Genomic DNA, 18,232 nt, shown 5'->3' with positions numbered 1-18,232 from the left:
AGGGCTCATCGACCTATTGTGGCCGATGTGTCACCCGTCTGCCGATAGGCCAAAAGTCATGTGAGCGCCTGGGCGGCAGCTCGGGACGGAGTCGGAGGAGAAGTAGTATCGGCGTGTTCGATCCCCTAGCGAGACGCGGCGGGCAGGCGCTCGACGCGCTGCGGTTGCAGTTGGCCAATCCCGACAAGCTCCTCGCCCTGTCCTGCATGGGGCTCTGTGCGGGCGTGCTGGCGGGGGGCGTGATCGTGGGGTTTCGCTGGGGGGTGGAGCACACGCAGGAGATCTTCTTGCCCGGTGAGGGCCCGGAGAACTTCGAAGGCCTGCCGCCCTCGGTCAGGCTGTTGCTGCCGATTCTCGGCGGCGTGTTGATGGCAGGGATGTTCCGCTACTTTGGCAAGGGCAGCACCATGCTAGGCATCGCGCGGGTGATGGAGCGCATGGCCTACCACCAGGGTCACTTCAGTTTGCGGGAGTTTTTCCTGCAGTTCTTCGGTTCGGCCATCGCCATCATGAGCGGGCACTCGGTGGGTCGCGAGGGTCCGCACGTGTTTTTGGGGTCGGCCAGCGCTAGCCTGTTTGGGCAGCAGCTGAGGTTACCGAATAATTCCATTCGCACGCTCGTCGCCTGCGGCACCGCCGCCGGTATCGGCGCCTCCTTCAACACGCCGTTGGCGGGGGTCATCTTCGCTCTCGAGGTAGTGATGATGGAGTACACGGTGGCGAGCTTCATTCCAGTGATTCTGGCCTCCGTGAGCGCCACGGCGATCTCCCATCTAGTCTTCGGCGAGGGCACGGCCTTCGAGGTGCCTGAGACACACCTCGCCAACCTGGATCTGATGGGGTGGGTGGTCGTGCTAGGCCTATTTGCCGGTGCCGTGTCCGCGTCGCTCAACCATGCGCTCGGTTGGGTAGCGGCGCGTATCAAGGTGGTGCCTATCTACTGGCGCATGATGCTGGCGGGCGTCGGCCTAGGGGTGATCGGCGTCTGGTTACCGGAGGTCATGGGGATCGGCTACGACACGGTGCAGCTTGCGCTTGCCGGGGACTTGGCTGTTTCGTTTCTGGCCCTGCTTCTGGTCATGAAGATCGTGGCGTCGGCGATCTCCTTGGGCCTCGGTGTGCCCGGCGGTGCCGTAGGCCCCGCAGTCTTCGTCGGTGCCATGTGCGGGGCTTTGCTCGCGAGTGCCGTCAACTTGATGGCGCCGGCGACGGAGGTGCCAGTGGGCACCTTCGCGTTGCTCGGCATGGGTGCCGCTATCTCCGCCAGCCTGCAGGCACCGCTGGCCGGCCTCACGGCCATGTTCGAGCTCACCGACAGTCCCGATGTGATTCTGCCAGGCATGCTCGCGGTTGTGCTTTCCGGTATCACGGTGCGAGAGTTGTTCCGCAAGGAGTCCTTGTTTGTGACGCAGCTGCGCAGCGCGGGCTTGGACTACAGTGCTGCGCCCGTGCTCCAGGCTTTGCGCAGACGCGGCGTCGCCAGCGTCATGAACCGGCAGTTCGCGCGCACCGATCATGAGCTGACCCGCCAGCAGTGTATGGCCCTGCTGCGTGAAGCGCCGGACTGGTTGCTGATCGATCAGGCCGCCGACCCAAGGGTCTTGATGCCAGCGGCCGATCTCGCCCGCTTTCTCGAGGCCAATCCCCCCGCGCAGACCACGGAGGATGAAAGTGAGCGAAGCGCGGCGAGCGATGCTCTGATCAACCTCATGCAGATCCCCGCGGAGCGACGCCAGAGCGCCCCCGTGCTCCTGCAGGCGACGCTCCACGAGGCACTCGAACGCCTCCGGCAGGCGGACATCGAAGCGTTGTACGTGGAAGCGGTCACCGCCCCAGGCATTCGTCGTGTGTACGGCGTACTAACGCGCACTATGGTCGAGCGCATCTACCTTGACTGAGAACGGTTCGCAGCCGCATTGCTCGTGATGCGCATCCGATGCGCATCACGAGCCTACTGCGTGATACCCTCACGCGAGTGAGGTCAGCTCAGCTAAGAAATAAATTGACCCGCCGCGGCGGACAGCAGCAACCGTCGTTCCAGGGCAGGGAGTCATGATCGATATCAAAGATCTCCTCTTCGGCGTGATCGGGCGCATAGACGATGCGGTTTACGTAAAAGACCCTAGTGGTGCGTACCTATACGTCAACCGCCGTGCCGCGCGCCTGTTCGGCAAGCGTACGGAAGAGATCCTTGGTGCCCGCGACGCGGATCTGTTTCCGAGCCAGTACGCGAAGCAACTCCTGGCCCTCGATCAACGGGTGACCAACACGGGCAAGACCGTGTGCGCCGAGACGCGCTATCGAACGCCCACCGGCGAGCGTCGGTTTACGACACGTCTGTCGCCGGCCCTCGATACGGTGGGTGAGCTGCAGGGCATCGTGGGGGTGGCGCGGGACGTGACGGATCTGCGTGACACCCACGACTCGCTCACCGGGCTGGTCAATCTGCATGGCCTCACCCGAAAGATCGACCGCCTGCTGCGTCAACGTGGTGCACGACTCGATGCGCCCGACCACGTGCTTTGCGTCGTCGACTTGCACCACGTGGAGATGGTCAACGAGTTGTGTGGCCATCAAGCGGGCGATGAGCTTCTGGGGCGCGTAGCGAGGTTGCTCGAGCGTCAGGCTCAACGAGGCGATGTGTGTGCGCGCCTGAACAGCGACGAGTTCGCGTTGCTCCTGCCAGGTCGCGAGACTGGCGCTGGCGAGGAGGTCGCCAACCTCCTGCTTGAGGAGATAGCGGGGTATCGCGCCCGCTGTGCCGAGAAGTCGGTCAGTCTCGCCGCGAGTATCGGGTTGGCGGTGATCGACCCGGATACCTCGAGCGCGGCGCGCGCGATCAGTATGGCCAAGCACGCGGCCTCATCGGCTAAGGGGCGTGGGCGCAATCGCTTCGCGTGGTACGACGAGTCTGATCACACCGTGCGCACAAGACGCTTCGAGCTTGAGGCCCTCACCCAGTTCAATCAGGCCATGGAGCACGACAGCTTCGAGCTTTTTGCGCAGAAGATCTGTCCCCTCGGGGTGGACGGCGGCTTGCCGTCCTACGAGGTGTTGGTGCGCCTGCGCACGAGCACGGGCGAGCTCATGCGCCCCACCAGCTTCCTGCCGGTGGTGGAGAAGAGCCTGCGCGCCGCCGAGCTGGATCGCTGGGTCATCGAACACGCGTTCGCCTGGATGGCGCAGCATCGCGACGCCCTGGATCGCGTCGACCACTTCGCCCTCAACATCTCCGGTCAGTCGCTTGGCAATGAGCGTCTGGTGCGCGCCATCAACCAGGCCTTCGAGACCTACCGTGTGCCGCACGGCAAGGTGTGCTTCGAGATCACCGAGACGGCGGCCATCGAAGAGCTCACCCACGCAGTGCACTTCATCAACTTGCTGCGCGAGTGCGGTTGCCGGGTCGCTCTCGATGACTTCGGGGCCGGGCTCTCGTCCTTCCGCTACCTGCGCGACATGCCGGTGGACTACGTGAAGATCGACGGCAGCTTCGTTCGCAACATCTGCACCAACCGTTCCGACTACATCGTCGCCCGCGGCATGCACGCACTCACCCGTGACATGGGCATTCGCAGCGTGGCCGAGTTCATCGAGAGCGCGCAGATCGAGCGTGCCCTGCGCGAGATTGGCGTCGATTTTGGTCAAGGGCTCTTCATCCACTCGCCGGAGCCGCTCTGCGCCATCCGCGCCCTGCACTAGGCCAAAAGTCACCTTTTCGCGCGTGACCTTCGGCACTGGGGTGGGCGCCGCACACTGCGTAGCCTGTATGTCGGGCTTCATCACGATTCACGCAGGAGCGGAAGATGCTCGATGAGATTCACTTCGGACTAATCGCCGTGCACATCGGCGCCGGTACCGTGGCGTTGATCGCCTTCTGGTTCGCCATGCTGGCACGCAAGGGCAACGCCCGGCATCGCGCGGGCGGCCGTTGGTTCGCGTGGGCGATGCGCATCGTGACAGTCACCGCAGTGATCGCTGCGCTGTTGGTGCTGGCCGACCCGCTCGCCATCGAGGACCCGGCGGGGGCCTTGGCAACGCAGGGCGCTGAGGCGATGGCCGAGGTGGCGTGGCGCGCGCGTCGTGGTGCCTTGTTCCTGCTGACGATTGGACTGCTGGTGCTGGCCAGCGTGCGCCACGGGATGCTGGCGCTGCGCACGCGCAGCGAACCCGACGCGCTGCGATCACCGCAGCAGCTGATCCTGCTGACGGCGCTCTGCTTGGCAGGCTTGGCGACGGCCTACGTGGGGTGGCGCGCTGGCAGCATTCTGTTGATGGTGTTCGGCGGACTCGCGCTGGTCAGCGGCCCACGCATGCTGCACCGCGCCCTGAGCGGTCCCTTGCCCGCGCAGGAGCGCATCATCGCTCACCTCGAGGGAATGCTAGGTGCATCCATCGGTGCGTACACGGCCTTCTTCGTCTTCGGCGGGAACCGTTTCTTGTCCGAGTGGTTAGACGGCTATTGGGCGTTGATCCCATGGATCGCCCCCGCCGTGCTCGGCAGCATCGCCTCCGGTTGGTACGCCAGGCGCTACCGACGGCGTGCCAGCGGCGCACGCGCGGCCAGCGCTACCGCCGCGGTGGCGTAGGCCGCGTGACTGGTCCTGTCGCGGGGCAGGCAGTAGGCTGTGGGCCATCGACAGCACGCGACCGCCGCCGCGACAGGATCCGCTCTCATGATGCCCGCCTTGCTCCCCACCTACGCCCGTGCCCCCATCGCCTTCAGCCACGGCGAGGGCTGCTGGCTCGTCGACACCCACGGCGAGCGCTACCTCGATTTCGCTGCTGGCATCGCCGTCAACGTGCTCGGCCATGCACACCCGGCGCTGGTACGGGCACTGACCGAGCAGGCGCAACGGCTCTGGCACGTCAGCAACCTCTACGAGATACCGGCCCAGCGTGAACTGGCGGAACGACTCGTCGACCTCACCTTCGCGGACACGGTGTTCTTCGCCAACTCTGGCACGGAGTGCTGCGAGCTCGCGGTGAAGATGGTGCGCCGCCACTGGTTCGAGCAAGGCGATGCGCAGCGTCGAGAGATTATCGCTTTCGAGGGCGCCTTTCACGGCCGTTCGGCGGCGGCGATCGCGGCTGCGGGTTCGACCAAGCTCACCCACGGGTTCGCGCCGCTGTTGCCCGGCTTTCGCCAGCTGCCCTTCGCCGATCACGAGGCCTTGCGTGCGGCAATTGGCCCGCAGACGGCGGCGGTGATGGTCGAACCCGTGCAGGGGGAGGGCGGTATCCGTCCCCTGTCCGAGGAGTGCTTGCACGGGTTGCGCGAGGCCTGCGATGCGCACGGCGTGCTGCTGGTCCTCGATGAGGTGCAGTGCGGCGTTGGGCGCACGGGAAGCCTGTTCGCTCACGAGCGCGCGCGGATCGTGCCGGACATCATGATGGTGGCGAAGGGAATCGGCGGCGGCTTTCCCCTGGGTGCGTTGTTGGCGCGTGAGCGGGCATCGAAGTGCATGACTCTCGGCGCGCACGGCTCGACTTATGGCGGCAATCCCCTCGGGTGCGCAGTGGGCAAGGCCGTGCTCGACATCGTCTCCACGCCCGCATTCTTGGCGCACGTGCGGGAGGCGGGGGAGCGCGCTCGAGGGTTACTCCAAGAGTTGGTTGCCGCGTACCCCGAGGTCTTCGCGGAGGTGCGTGGGGTAGGCCTGATGTTGGGCCTGCGCTGCGCTGAGGGCATCAGCAACGCGCAAGTCGTCGCGGCAGCGGCCAAGGCCGGCGTCCTCACGGTGCCCGCCGGAGAGAACGTCATCCGCATCGTTCCCCCCCTCACGATCAGCGACGCTGAGCTGGCCATCGGTGCCGAGCGCCTAGGGACCGTCGCTCAGCGCTACCAGCTTGAGCCCGTCGGCTGAGCGAGAGCGCCTGCGCGGACCGCGAGGCGCAGGCGTGAAGCTACGAAGGCCACCCCTCGAGGCGCGCCGTGGCGGTTTAGAGCCTCGAGCCCCTGTCGGCACTCCACCTCCGGACCGCGATAGCTCAGCAGCACGACGCTGAAGGGCCTGCCCCGCGTGGGCACCGTGCGGCCGGCGAGCAGATAGCGACAGTTCGACTCACGCTCGACGCGTTCGATGAGCTGCCGCGCAAGCTGGCCCAAGCCCGGACCCACCGGCGCGAGCGGCTGCGCAACCGGTGGCGCCGTCGGCGCCGTGCCGGCACACGCGCAGAGCAACGCGCCGTACGTCGCCACCACCGCGCACCGGTGAAGTCGTCGGATCGATCCGAAGCAAATCACGCACCTTTCTCCCAAAAGCTGGCGCAGGGCGCCCGGCGAGGGTTCGCTCCGGCGCGTGGCTAGCTATGATCGGAGCGTGACAGGTTCACGCGGATCGCACCACGGAGCACACGGCACGGCTCGGTGCGGTTGTCGCGTGAGCGAACGCATTCGCAGCAGGAGGCGACCTCGATGGCCCACGGGCGCAGGCAACCAGAATCACCGCAGCAGCAATCCGCTTCGCCAATACGCGCACGGCCCCAAGGTGGGCCCGCCGCGGCAGCGCTCGCGCTGCTGCTAGCCTGGGCACCCACTGCCCCCGCACAGGGTACCTACGAGGATCTACTCGCCCTGCATGCGGAGTGGCGCGCCTTCGAATCGCCTCCGCTACTCGACGGCGCGCCGGACTACACTGCCGCCACCTTTGCACGGCGCCAGCCTGAGTTCCTCGCCCTGCGCGAGCGCCTACGCGCCGTCGACCCCAGCGACTGGCCCGTCCCCCTGCAGGTGGATTGGCACGTCGTGCGCGCAGAGATGAACGGTTACGACTTCAACCACCGCGTGCTCAAACCTTGGGTGCGTGACCCGGCCTTCTACCAATCGATCTGGATGGGACGCAGCGATGTTCCTGGCCACGAGGGCCCGACCCACCACGCGGTGGTGGAGTACTGGACTTACGAGCAGCCGCTGGACGGCGACGCCCAGGCGCGCTTAGCGCGCGAGCTAGCGGTGATTCCTCCGCTGATGGCGCAAGCTCGCGGTAACCTCACGGGCAACGCCCGCGACCTGTGGATCACCGGAATCCGCAATATCCGCCAGCAACGCGACTACCTGCGCACGATCAGCGAGCAGGTTGGCGATTCGGCGACGCCGGCCCTGCGCGATGCGCTCGATGCGGCCAAGCGCGCGAGCAGCGAGCTCGTCGGCTGGCTCGAGGCGCAGGCCCCCAGCAAGACCGGGCCATCGGGCATCGGTCGCGATAACTACACCTGGTATCTGCAGAACGTTCACCTGGTGCCGCTCACCTGGGAAGATGAAGTGCGCCTGCTAAAGCGCGAGCTCGACCGCGCCTGGTCGTCCCTGCGTCTGGAGGAGCACCGCAACCGCAAGCTGCCGCCGCTCGTCGCCGCGAGCTCGCCGCAGGAGTACGACGCCCTCGCCGACCGCTCAGCCCAGTATTTCCTGAAGTGGCTGCGCGATGAGGAGATCATCACCTACGAGGATTATTTCGAGCCGGCCCTTTACGAGCATCTTGGCGCCTTCGTGCCCGAAGCGACGCGCAACTTTTTCTGGATCACCGCGCACTACGACCCCACGCCGCTCTACACCCACTTCTACCACTGGTTTGAGCTGGCCCGCATGGACCGCACGCCTCACCCCAGTCCGATCCGTCAGGGGGCCTTGCTCTACAATATCTTCGACAGCCACAGCGAGGGCCTCGCGACCGGCGTGGAGGAGATGTTCATGCATGCGGGACTCTACGACCACAACCCGCGCGTGCGCGAGATCGTGTGGATCATGTTGGCCCAACGCGCCGCGCGCGGCCTGGGCTCGCTCTACGCACACGCCAACGAGATGACTATGGAGGAGGCCGGCGGCGTGCACGTGGAGTGGACGCCGCGGGGGTGGATGAAGACCGAGAAGGAGCTGCTGATCTTCGAGCAGCACCTGTACCTTCGCCAGCCCGGCTATGGCACCAGCTACATCACGGGCAAGTACCTGCTGGAGCGCACCTTCGCGGATTACTCCAAGCAGCTTGCCGAGACCGGTGAGCCTTTCCGGCTGAAGGACTTCTTCGATCGAGTGAATAAGATCGATAGTGTTCCGATGGCCCTCGGCCGTTGGGAGCTTACCGGACTCGACGACGAGCTGCCCTTGATCGACGATCTGCCCGGCGGCTAGCGTCCTGTCCCGCAAGTTGGTCGAAGAAGTCGCACGGGGCTTTTTGTTCCTGAGCGCGGCGCGAGGACGAGCGTGGCAGGTCCCACGGGAGGAGGAGCAACGTGTTCAGGGGCGAAAAGGTGCCACGAATTCATCAACGAACTTCTAGCTCAGGACACTAGGGGAAGACGCAAAACGAGCGGATCGATTGGCAGGCCCACCGCCTACATCCGCGAGAGGCGCAGGATCATCAGCGCTGTCCGCTGCGTCTGCACCGCGAGCGTCGGCAGGTCGATGTACTCGGCTAGCGTGTGGTCATTGCCCCCGCCAGGGCCTAGGCCATCGATCGCCCGATCGATGATACCCGCGGTGAAGGAGACGTCGGCGGCGCCGGCCTTGCGCGGGTCGACGGCGGCGACTTCACCATGGCCCAGCTCGCTGCTGATCTGACTGAATATTTTCAATAGTTCATGATTGCCTGCAGTGGGTGCGAGGGGCGGGTAGCCGTCGTCGAAGGTAATGGTGGCGCTGGTGCCAGGCAGGGAGTCGGCTACCACCTCGCGCATCACCGATCTTGCGTGCTCCAGCTGCTGCCGGGAGATCGCGCGCAGATCGCCGGTGACTACCGTCGAGCCAGCTACCACGTTGGTTTTGCCAAAGGCCGTGCCCGAGGCTTGGAAGGCGTCGTAGGTAACGTCCGTGCCGCCGAGGATGACGCCGGGGTTGAAAGTGAGGAGGTTCTCGCTGGCGAGGCGTTCGTAGAAGCCGTGCAGAATGCGCGCCGCCTCGTACACGGCGCCCGCCCCGACTTCTGGCTGAAACAGCTGGGAGGAGTGGGCCGGCTTGCCGGTCACCTCAAGGCGCCAGCCAGAGGCGCCACGGCGGGCGATGACGGCCGTGGCGGGATTGGAGTCGCCGTTCTCGAAAGCGAGCACGAAGTGCGCGTTGTGGGCGGCGGTGCGCAGGGCGGCGCGGGCCTGGTCCAAGGGCCGACCGGATCGCTCCTCATCGCCGATCAGTGCCACCGTAACGGCCACCTCGTCCAGTACGCCGACGGTCTTCAGAGCGCGCAGGGCCTCGACGATCACCACGTTGCCGCCCTTCATGTCCACCACCCCGGGGCCCTTGGCGCGGTTGCCGTCGCGCTCGAAACGTTGGAAGGGACTGAACGGTTCGAACACCGTGTCCAGGTGACCGATGAGGAGTAGGCGCGGACCGGTGCCGTTCGAGCGCGCGATCAGGTGGCCAGCGCGTTCGAAGGCCGAGCCGTCTACCCAGGCCGTGCTTAAGCCCAGATCATCGAACTGGGCGCGGAACAGGTCACCCACTTCGCGGACACCCTCGAGGTTCATCGTGCCGCTGTTGATGTTCACCGCGCGCTCGAGCAGGGCGATGGCGTCCTCGGCCCGAGCCTCGATGATCTCGAGGATCTTTGCCTCCTCGGCAGAGAGTTCTGCCGCGAAGAGCGGCGTGCTCGCGAGCATGGCGTATAGGCACGAGAGTAGGGCGCGAAGGGAGGGCATGAAGGGCTCCAAACTCGGGAACGGTGGGACGCACTCTACGCGGTGAGTGACGCGCGCCAAAAGGGGGAGCGGACGCGGTGGTAGACTCTGCGCCCATGGGCAAGTCCAAGCGTGCCAAGGCGCGACCCGAAATTCCCCGCTTCGAACACCCATTGTTCGAGACCCACTGCCACCTCGACTACCTTGACCAGGAGGCGCTCGCGGCAACCCTGGGTCGCGCCCGTGAGGTGGGGATCGACAAGATCGTGACGATCGCCGTTTCCCCGGACAACCTGCAAACGGTCCTCGATCTGGCACAGACGAACGATGCCCTGTGGTGCACCCAGGGCGTGCATCCACACGAGGCGGAACACTATCGCGAGGAGACCGGCGAGACCATACGCGCGCGCGCGCGCCTGCCGGCAGTGGTGGCCGTGGGAGAGATCGGTCTCGACTACTACTACGACCACGCTGATCGGGCGGTGCAACGAAAGGTATTCGAGGCGCAGTTGGCCATCGCCGTGGAGCAGGACCTGCCGATCGTCGTGCATACGCGTGATGCGGACGAAGACACGCGCGCCATCCTCGCGAACTTCTCAGGTCAGCTGCGGCGCAAGGGCGTGATCCACAGCTTCACCTCGGGCTTGCCACTAGCGGAGTACTGTCTGGGCGAAGGGTTCAGCTTGGGCTTTAACGGCATCGCCACCTTCAAGACGGCTGACAACGTGCGGGAGGTTGTGGCGGCCACGCCCATCGAGCAGCTGGTGATCGAGACCGATTCGCCGTACCTCACGCCCGTGCCCTATCGGGGCACGAAAAACGCGCCATACTTCCTGCCCTTCGTCGCGGAGTATCTGGCCGGATTTCGAGGCCTTGAAGTAGAGGACTTCCTGCCGACGGTCTACGCCAATAGTGAGCGCCTGTTCTGGGGCGGAGGATCTGAGCGGACCGTCGTGCGCGAGAGCTGAGCGGGCGGTCAGCGCGGCGGCGCCGACCGGCCGAACACGATGTAGACCTCTCCGGCATCCAGCAGCCCAAAGGCGTTTGCGATCTGCGCGCCGATCACCACATCGTCGACCCCATCCCCGTTCCAGTCACCGCCACCGCTCAGCGCGGTGCCGGCGGAATCGCCTTGGCTAACGCCTCTGATCAGTACGCCTTGGCTGCCGTCGCCGCCCCCGAGCTGCGTCAGGAACTCTTCCGCGTCAAAATCATCGCGGCCGAAGAGTAGGTACAGCTTACCTACGCAACACTGCCCCGGTGCGTCGGCAATGGTGGCGGCGAGAATGACGTCGCCGAGGCCATCCCCGTTCATATCGCCAACCCCTGCGACGCTGGCGCCGACTGATCCGCCGTCCGCTTTGCCGCCAAAGACCACACCGGTCGAGCCATCGCCTCCCTCGGCCTCGAACAGCGTAGCGAGTTCGATCTGCGCAGGCAGATTAGATTTTCCGAAGATGAGGTAGGAGCGTCCGGAGAAGACCACGTCGTCGACGGTCTCCGACGATGCACCGAGCAGCAGGTCTGGGATGTGGTCACCGTTGACGTCGTCCACCAGCGCCGCGCCCGAGCCTAGGCGCCCCCCGGAGGAAACGGGCCGGTCGCCGGGCTCTACGCCCCGAAAGACGACGCCACGGCTGCCATCACCGCCGTTAGCCTCGCGCAAGTCGGCAACGTCGATCAGGGCGGGAAAGCCCTCCGTCCGGCCGTACAGCAGATAGGCCTCACCGGGGCCGAAGAAGAACTCGGGCGTCAACGCGGCCTGGCCAGCGCCGACGATCAAGTCGTCGACGCCGTCGCCGTTGATGTCGCGGCCGCCGTCGATTGAATCGCCGAGGCCATCCTCGTCAGCGGCGCCGGCGATCTCGAAGCCGCGCACGCCATCGATCAACAGGGGCAACACCACTTGTGCGGGCAGTTCGCGGGGGTTGCCGTAGATCACGTAGACGGCTCCCGCGCGTGTGCGTCCCGTCGAGGGCATCGCGTTGGGGGCGCCAATGGCAAGGTCGCTGAGCCCATCGCCGTTGATGTCGCCGACATCGGCGAGAGATCCACCCAACTCGGCTACCGCCTGGTCGTTGGTGATGATCACGCCAGCGCTGCCGTCGCCTCCGTTGGCAGGTTCTAAGGAGCGCAGGTCGAACTGCGGCGGGAAGTTCTCTGCCCTGCCAAACAGGATGTAGCACTCGCCCGCGCGGCTCTCCAGGCCAAGGTTGGCGTTGCGCGCGCACATGGCCAGGTCGTTTAAGCCGTCACCGTCGAAGTCTTCGAGAATCTCCACGGAGCCGCCGAGCCAGTCGCGGCGGGTGAGGCCTCGGATGACAAAACCGTCGCTGCCGTCGCCACCTGATTGGGAAAAGAGGGCGGTGAGGTCGACCTCTGCCTCGGCGATATCGCTGCGCCCGTAAACCACGAAGACCAGCCCGGGCCCCATACCCGATCCGCGCTGGGTGCCGCCGATGAGCAGGTCGTCGATACCATCGCCGTTGAGATCGCCGCCGAGCGCTACGGAGGTGCCTAGGTTGAGGCCATCCTCATAGCCGCGTAGTACCACGCCTTCGGTGCCGTCTCCACCGGCCACGGAGAACAGTTTGCCTAGGGCCAGGCCGGCCTCGAAGGCGGCGGATGCATGCGGTTCTTCGGCGGCTAGGGGTGCGAGGCAGGTCGTGGCCACCAGCGTTGTGATGGCTGCGGCCGTGAGCGGGGTAGTTGGCCGTGCTGGCGTCCTCGCCATCGGGTGCTTGATCATCATGATCCTCGTGTGGGTAGTGCTGCCTGCTGGACCCACGCTAACCCTTCTGGCGCCCAGGCGCATCAATCGCTAACGCACTAGTCATTGGCTACCGGTACTACCCGGTTTAGGTGTGGCGCTCAGCATAGAGAAAGCCATCGTCAGGCTAGTCTTTGCGTAGCATGCGCTTGACTTAACCCTCCATTCCCTGAAATCGTGGATGCATCGCACCATCGCCGAGGGCGAGCCTACGACTGACGATAGTGATTCCGGCTCGGACGCTGGCGCCAGGCCGCCGCCTGCCACGGAAACAGCATCGACGCGTTCGCCCTACCAAAAGTGCTGGCAGTGCAGGCGGCGGTGAGTCCTAGTCCCTTCTCTCGCTATCTGCCTTGCTCTGGTTAGCCTACTGGCGAGGATGGAGGTGTATTGCGAGCTACAGCATCTGACAGGTATATGGCAGCTGGGGCCCGGACGGGTCGCGCCGGTTGGTCTCGCTAGTAGGTGACGGGGCCGGTCAGTGCGTACGTTGCTCGAGGCACCGGTCGGCGGTGTCTACGCGATCGACCCCGTTACTCGGAGGATGTGGCAGCAGCATTGGTGCGCGCCATCGAAAGCACCACGTCGAGCGCGTCCGGGGGCAGCGCCTGAAGCTCCCGGGCGCTCGTCAGCAGATCCACATCGGCGTATCCGGCGGCCGCCGCTTCGGTCAGCAGGGAGAGCGCATACTCATGATCCCCTAAGGCGGCACGGGTGCGGGCGTGATCGACGGCGGCGCCCGCCGTGACGGCATGCTGGTCCCCGTGCACCTCACGTGCGAGCGCTAGTGCGCCTTCGGCGACGGGATCGGCTTCAGCGTAGCGTCCAAGCCCCGCCAACGCCTTCGCAAGGCCCCCCTTGACGGCGATGGCCTGGGGATGGTCCTCACCCAGGGACTCACGCAGCGCGGGCACTATCTCCATGTACTGCGCCTCGGCCAGACCAGGACGGCCCTGCGCAAGGTATACGTCGCCGAGGCCTGTGCGCGCTTCTATGGTGAACAGGTGAGCTTCTCCCAATGCATCGCTAAGCCCCTGCGAGGAAAGCAAGTAGGCCTCTTCAGCCTGGTCGTGGCGGCCGAGCTCTAGGTGCGCACGTCCGAGGTTCATCAGGACGGTCAGCGTGCGCGGGTGATGCTCCCCGAAGACTTGCCTGCGACCCTGGTAAGTCGCGATCAGTAGAGGCTCAGCGCTTGCGATACGTCCTTGATCGAGACGTACTGCCGCCAGGTTGTTCATGGAATCGAAGGTGAAGGGGTGTAAATCGCCGAGTTTCGCCTTCGTCAATTCCACTAGCTCCTCGAAGTACGGCTCCGATTCGGCGTAGCGGCCTTGCATGGCGTAGAGCACGGCGAGGCCATTGACGGCATCAAGCGTACGTAGATCGTCTTCGCCTCGCGTACGCCTCAGCCCTGCCAGGGCCTCGAGGGCCAGGGGCTCGGATTCGTCGAAGCGGCCAAGACGGCGGTAGACACGGGCCAGGCGATCGACGGTGATCAGCGTCTTGGAGGCGTCGTCGCCGAGCTGCGTGCGGTAGTTGCGAAGGGTGTCTTCGAGTAGCGTCGCAGCATCTTCGAAGCGGCCCTGCTGCTCGTAGACGACCGCCAGGCTAACGGCAGTCCAAAGAGCCTCCTGGCTATCGGTGCCTAGCAGCTGGAGTTGGCCCTCGTAGGTTTGCTCAATGATCGTCTCAGCCTCGTTATACCTGCCGGTATCGATGAACAGCAGGCCCAGCTGACCGAGCGTCTCTAGCGTGTCGAGATGGTTTTCACCGTAGAGCGCGCGTCGCGCCGCCAAGGCCTTCTCCACCAGGGCCTGCGCTTGGGAGAACAGGGCCAGGCCTCGATACGCATCGCCCATGGTTGCGAGGAGCTCCGCCTTGACTGCCGGTTGCGCGTCGAGGGAGTTCTCGATGTTGGCTGCGCCCTGGTCGAGCAGTTCGCGGGCGGTGACCGTCTCGCCCTTGGTCTGGTTTGGATCGGCCAGACTGAACAACTCCGTGAGGAAGTCGGCGACGAGTCCTTTGGCCTGCGCTTCGCGATTGGCGCGGTCTCGCTCCGCTGCGATGCGCCCGGCCTGCAAGGTCATGGTGGCGGCGAATGCGACCAGGGTGAGCAGGGCGATGGAGGCTATCGCCGCGGCGCCACGGTTGCGGCGGATGAAGCGGCGCGCGTAGTAGGGCCACTCCGGCGTGCGGGCATCGATCGGTTGGTGGCGCAGATGCCGGTCGATGTCCCTAGCCATGTCGCGCGGCGAGGCGTAGCGCTGCTCTCGATCGTAGGCGATGGCCTTGAGGACGATCGCATCGAGGTCCCCGACCACGGCGCGCTGCAGGCCCGCCGGTGTTAACGCTCGCGCATCAGCTAGGGGGCGCAGTTGCTCTACAGACTGCTTGCCCAACCAATCGGCAGGTCCGAGCGAGCGTTCGCTGCGCAAGCGTTCGATGAGCGCGTTCAGGGAGGGATCAGCAGGGAAGGGAAGCTCGCCGGAGATCAGCTCGCACAGGAGCAGTCCGAGCGAGTAGACGTCGCTGCGCGTGTCTAAGTCCACCTTGCCAGTGGCACCGACAGCCTCAGGGCTCATATAGATGGGAGACCCGGCGACGGATGCCTGAGAGACGCGGGTGCCCTCGGCACCGCTGAAGGCGCGGGCGATGCCAAAATCGATGACCCTTACCGTGGGCTGCCCATCGATCTCGGTGACCAGCACGTTGGCGGGCTTGAGATCTCGGTGCAAGACGCCCTTCTCGTGCGCATGGGCGACGCCAGCGCACACCTGTTGGAACAGGCGCAGGCGCTGCTCGACGGTGGCTCTCGCATCATCACACCAGCGCAGAATGGTATGCGCTTCGCGCACTAGCTCCATCGCCACGTAGGGCGTGCCATCCGAGGTGATGCCGCTGTCGTAGAGCGTGGCGATGTTCGGATGTTCCATCCGCGCCAGCGCTTGCGCCTCGAGAGCGAAGCGTGTGCGGTCTCGGGGGGAGTCGAAGGCATGGGTGACCTTCAGGGCCACCCGGCGCTCCACCGGGTCGGTCTGTTCCGCCAGGTACACCGTACCCATACCGCCCGTGCCGAGGTGGCCTAAGACTCGATAGCGATCAAAAGACATAGGTAGGGGAACATCGGCGCGCCGGGGAGCTGGCTCCGTGGGCTCCTCAATCGCTGGCTCGGCCATAAAGGCAGTGCCCTCTAGGCGCGCGTCGGCAGCGAGCAGGCCATCGAGGCGTTCGAGCAGCTTCGGTGGGTGTTCTTGCGCAAGCTGACGGCGCCGCACCGCGCGCATCTGCGGCGTGAGCTCTAGCAGTTCGTCGATCAGCGACTCGACGATCGCGTAGTCTTCTTCCCGTTCCGCCACGGCACTCTCCTCCCTAACGCGCATGCGTCGGGGTCATCCTGCCCCGACGGGCGGCACTCGTCCATGCCGGCGAGGCGCGACGCGGTGGGGTCAGCGCGGGCGAGCAAGTAGCTCCCAACTGAGGGAGCCGCCGGCCGCTCGCGTGCGACCTCTAGGAGGTGCAGCCCTCTGCGCGATGGAGCGAAGGCCGCGGATTTCGCGGTGTCGGAAGCTGCCGCGCGAGGAATACCTCCATTCGTGCGAGGAACTTGGCGAAGTCTTCGCTGCTGGAGAGATTGTGATCTGCCCCCGGCAAGTACAGGCTTTCCACGCACGGCGTCCCAGTCTTCCTGACGGCCGCAAGGTACATGTCAGCCTGCTGTTTTGGCACGTTTCGATCCGCCTCGCCTTGTACCAGGAGCGTCGGCACCTTGATCCGCTCTGCCTGGTGTGTGGGCGACACCCGATCCAGGTTGTCGAGGTCTACGCCCGCCACGCGTTCCTCCCAGCGCTGCGCGTACCTCGATGCGATGAACAGTTTTCGGTCGTAGCGCAGCATCGTGTCGAGATCGGTGACACCATTGAGGCTCACGGCGCAGCGGTAGCGGTCTGGCTGACGAATTGACGCCCAGAGGGCGGCGTAGCCACCGTAGCTCGCGCCGGCGATGCAGATCCGCTCTGGCGCTGCCACGCCGGTCTCCACGAGCCAGGCGGCGCCATCGTCGATGTCATCGATCATCTTGCGTCCCCACTCGCCGTAGCCGGCTTCTACGAAATCGTGACCGAAACCGGTGGAGCCGCGGAAATTCGGTTGCAACACCGCGTAGCCGCGATCCGCGAGGAACTGCACCCACGGGTTGTAGCTCCAGCTGTCTCTGGCGAAGGGGCCGCCGTGCGGTAGAACGATGCTCGGTAGGGGCACGTCTTTGGGCGCGTAGCGAGGCAGCGTGAGATAACCGCGAATGAGCGTGCCGTCGCGCGCCGTGTACTGAATCGGTTCGACGGGGGAGAGCTGAGAGGGGTCTATCCTCTCGTACGGTTTCAGCAGCTGTTCGACCCGGTTCCGTGCCCGGTCGAAGAGGTAGTACGAACCCGGGTCGGAGCTGGCCTGCGAGTAGAAGAGGGTGCGGTTGCGATCGTCGCTGAAGGAGGTGATGAGGTTGATTCGTCCGGGTAGGGCCTTGTCGATGCGCGACTGCACCGCTTCGATCGATTGGTCGATCCAGTGTTGCTCCAGCTTGTCGACTTCGTACTGAACGCCGACCACCCGGTTGGACGGGTCGGTGACAAGCGAGGTCACGTCGGCCACCGAGTGTTCAAAGATGGGCTCGAGGATGACATCTTCGGCAACGTCGTAGTGGTAGGCGGCGAAGCGACCCGTGAGGCTGTTCGTGTGGATGATGCCCTCGCGTGTGCCGGGCACGATCTTGATGCTCCTCACCACTTCACCGTCGATGGCCGCGTACCGCTTCGATTGGATCAGCTTGAGCTTGCCGCTCTTTGGGTCCGCGAGGTGCAGGCGCCACCGGCGCTTCGCATAGCTGATGCCACCGACCAAGGTGCCGTCGCTGTCCGCCAGCCATTGGTCGATGCCCCTGCGGGGCTTTTGAATGATCTCTTCCTCGCCGGAACTCAGGTCGATGCGCACCACGAACGGATCCCGCTTTGGCAAGCGGTACTGATAGGCGAGGACGTAAGCTCCCCTCGGATCCACATGGACCAGTCGATCCGAGTCAAAGTACGAGGAATCGTTGATGTCCATGGCTCGGCCCCGGGCCACATCGAGAACCATCAGCGCGTTGCGCAGGATCTGGTCCGTATCGGTGACGCCGCCGAGCATCATGGTGACGGCGAAGACGAACTCCTCGCTCGTCAGGGGGCGCGTTGTGCTGACGAGCAAGCGTTGGCTGCCTGCCCAGTCCGCGCCGTAGATATGGCGGCTGCCGAAGCTGAAGTACTCGATGTCGTTGCCGGCCGCCGCATCGACGTCGATCACGCCGATTAGCTGCTCGCGCCCGTTCTGAACGAGCACGGCAACGCGCCTCCCATCCGGTGAGAGCACGGGGTTGTTGAGGAACGGGCGCTCGGCAAAATCGGCGAGTCGTGCCGGTTGCGGCGTAGCAGCCTGGCTGACTGTACCCAGCATGGTCAGCAGGAGGAGCAGGGGGCGGATGTAGTCGATGGCGGCCGGTCCTTGGTAGGTTCTTCGTAGCCTCCGCGCTAGTCTGCCCCCGGCCCCAAAGAGTGGCAACACCCGCTTCGCCCGTGCCCCCGCTAAGTGTGCAGGTGCCAAGCCGTGGCAAGGAAAGACGACATCGGTGCAGTCAAGCAGACCCACCTCGCCGCGGACCCGGCGCGCGTGCGCCACGCTTGCATGGGTCCTAGCCTGGATTATTCATGAGCCAAAAGAGAAGAAGGCCCTCGATGTGTTAGAAAGGTGTTACGACACAGCACTTTCGGACACAAAGAAGGCCTTCCAATGGACGACGTTACCACAGCGCAGGGTGCACTGTTCAACACA

The 18,232-nt window shown here is 65.2% G+C and carries 11 protein-coding genes; 6 read left to right on the top strand and 5 right to left on the bottom strand.

Annotated elements, in window-relative coordinates:
• The first annotated feature begins 113 nt into the window (after positions 1–113).
• The 4 genes from AAGA68_23530 (at position 114) to AAGA68_23515 (ending at position 5,864) form a co-directional block, all read left to right on the top strand.
• Positions 114–1,898: a chloride channel protein gene (locus AAGA68_23530; GenBank protein MEM9388047.1), complete on the top strand. Its 1,785-nt coding sequence runs from the start codon at positions 114–116 to the stop codon at positions 1,896–1,898.
• Positions 1,899–2,052: 154 nt separating this feature from the next.
• Positions 2,053–3,699: an EAL domain-containing protein gene (locus AAGA68_23525; GenBank protein MEM9388046.1), complete on the top strand. Its 1,647-nt coding sequence runs from the start codon at positions 2,053–2,055 to the stop codon at positions 3,697–3,699.
• A gap of 104 nt (positions 3,700–3,803) precedes the next feature.
• The gene (locus AAGA68_23520) at positions 3,804–4,586 is read left to right on the top strand and encodes a hypothetical protein (GenBank protein MEM9388045.1); all 783 of its coding nucleotides are present in this window, start codon (positions 3,804–3,806) and stop codon (positions 4,584–4,586) included.
• Between the two features lie 87 nt (positions 4,587–4,673).
• Positions 4,674–5,864 carry an aspartate aminotransferase family protein gene (locus AAGA68_23515; GenBank protein MEM9388044.1) on the top strand — a complete coding sequence of 397 codons (1,191 nt, stop codon included), beginning with the start codon at positions 4,674–4,676 and terminating at the stop codon, positions 5,862–5,864.
• Here AAGA68_23515 and AAGA68_23510 read toward each other — a convergent pair.
• Positions 5,840–6,199 (bottom strand): hypothetical protein, encoded by a 360-nt coding sequence (locus AAGA68_23510; protein ID MEM9388043.1) that lies wholly within the window; start codon positions 6,197–6,199, stop codon positions 5,840–5,842. The genes AAGA68_23515 and AAGA68_23510 overlap by 25 nt on opposite strands.
• A 216-nt stretch (positions 6,200–6,415) precedes the next feature.
• Between AAGA68_23510 and AAGA68_23505 the strand changes: the two genes are divergently transcribed.
• Positions 6,416–8,125 carry a hypothetical protein gene (locus AAGA68_23505; protein MEM9388042.1) on the top strand — a complete coding sequence of 570 codons (1,710 nt, stop codon included), beginning with the start codon at positions 6,416–6,418 and terminating at the stop codon, positions 8,123–8,125.
• A gap of 203 nt (positions 8,126–8,328) precedes the next feature.
• Here AAGA68_23505 and AAGA68_23500 read toward each other — a convergent pair whose 3' ends face one another.
• Entirely contained in the window at positions 8,329–9,627 is a 1,299-nt protein-coding gene (locus AAGA68_23500; GenBank protein ID MEM9388041.1) for a M20/M25/M40 family metallo-hydrolase, read from the bottom strand.
• 77 nt (positions 9,628–9,704) lie between these two features.
• Between AAGA68_23500 and AAGA68_23495 the strand changes: the two genes are divergently transcribed.
• Entirely contained in the window at positions 9,705–10,574 is an 870-nt protein-coding gene (locus tag AAGA68_23495; protein MEM9388040.1) for a TatD family hydrolase, read from the top strand.
• Positions 10,575–10,582: 8 nt separating this feature from the next.
• On the opposite strand, the gene AAGA68_23490 is transcribed toward AAGA68_23495, so the two are convergent.
• From AAGA68_23490 to AAGA68_23480, 3 genes are all read right to left on the bottom strand, one after another.
• The gene (locus AAGA68_23490) at positions 10,583–12,358 is read right to left on the bottom strand and encodes an integrin alpha (GenBank protein MEM9388039.1); all 1,776 of its coding nucleotides are present in this window, start codon (positions 12,356–12,358) and stop codon (positions 10,583–10,585) included.
• A gap of 551 nt (positions 12,359–12,909) precedes the next feature.
• Positions 12,910–15,756, bottom strand: coding sequence for a serine/threonine-protein kinase (locus AAGA68_23485; GenBank protein MEM9388038.1), 2,847 nt, complete (start codon positions 15,754–15,756; stop codon positions 12,910–12,912).
• Positions 15,757–15,883: 127 nt separating this feature from the next.
• The gene (locus AAGA68_23480; GenBank protein MEM9388037.1) at positions 15,884–17,965 is read right to left on the bottom strand and encodes an alpha/beta fold hydrolase; all 2,082 of its coding nucleotides are present in this window, start codon (positions 17,963–17,965) and stop codon (positions 15,884–15,886) included.
• Positions 17,966–18,232 lie beyond the last annotated feature (267 nt).

This window comes from Pseudomonadota bacterium, from assembly GCA_039193195.1.
GTDB lineage: Bacteria > Pseudomonadota > Gammaproteobacteria > Steroidobacterales > JBCBZW01 > JBCBZW01.
Note: the sequence above shows the minus strand (reverse complement) of the source record. Positions and strands in the feature narration are given on the sequence as shown.

Excerpts from the sequence above, each read along its gene's own strand:
- AAGA68_23505 (MEM9388042.1), top strand. The coding sequence starts at position 6,416 with ATGGCCCACGGGCGCAGGCAACCAGAATCACCGCAGCAGCAATCCGCT.
- AAGA68_23515 (MEM9388044.1), top strand. The coding sequence starts at position 4,674 with ATGATGCCCGCCTTGCTCCCCACCTACGCCCGTGCCCCCATCGCCTTC.
- AAGA68_23500 (MEM9388041.1), bottom strand. The coding sequence starts at position 9,627 with ATGCCCTCCCTTCGCGCCCTACTCTCGTGCCTATACGCCATGCTCGCG.
- AAGA68_23485 (MEM9388038.1), bottom strand. The coding sequence starts at position 15,756 with ATGCGCGTTAGGGAGGAGAGTGCCGTGGCGGAACGGGAAGAAGACTAC.
- AAGA68_23525 (MEM9388046.1), top strand. The coding sequence starts at position 2,053 with ATGATCGATATCAAAGATCTCCTCTTCGGCGTGATCGGGCGCATAGAC.
- AAGA68_23490 (MEM9388039.1), bottom strand. The coding sequence starts at position 12,358 with ATGATGATCAAGCACCCGATGGCGAGGACGCCAGCACGGCCAACTACC.
- AAGA68_23520 (MEM9388045.1), top strand. The coding sequence starts at position 3,804 with ATGCTCGATGAGATTCACTTCGGACTAATCGCCGTGCACATCGGCGCC.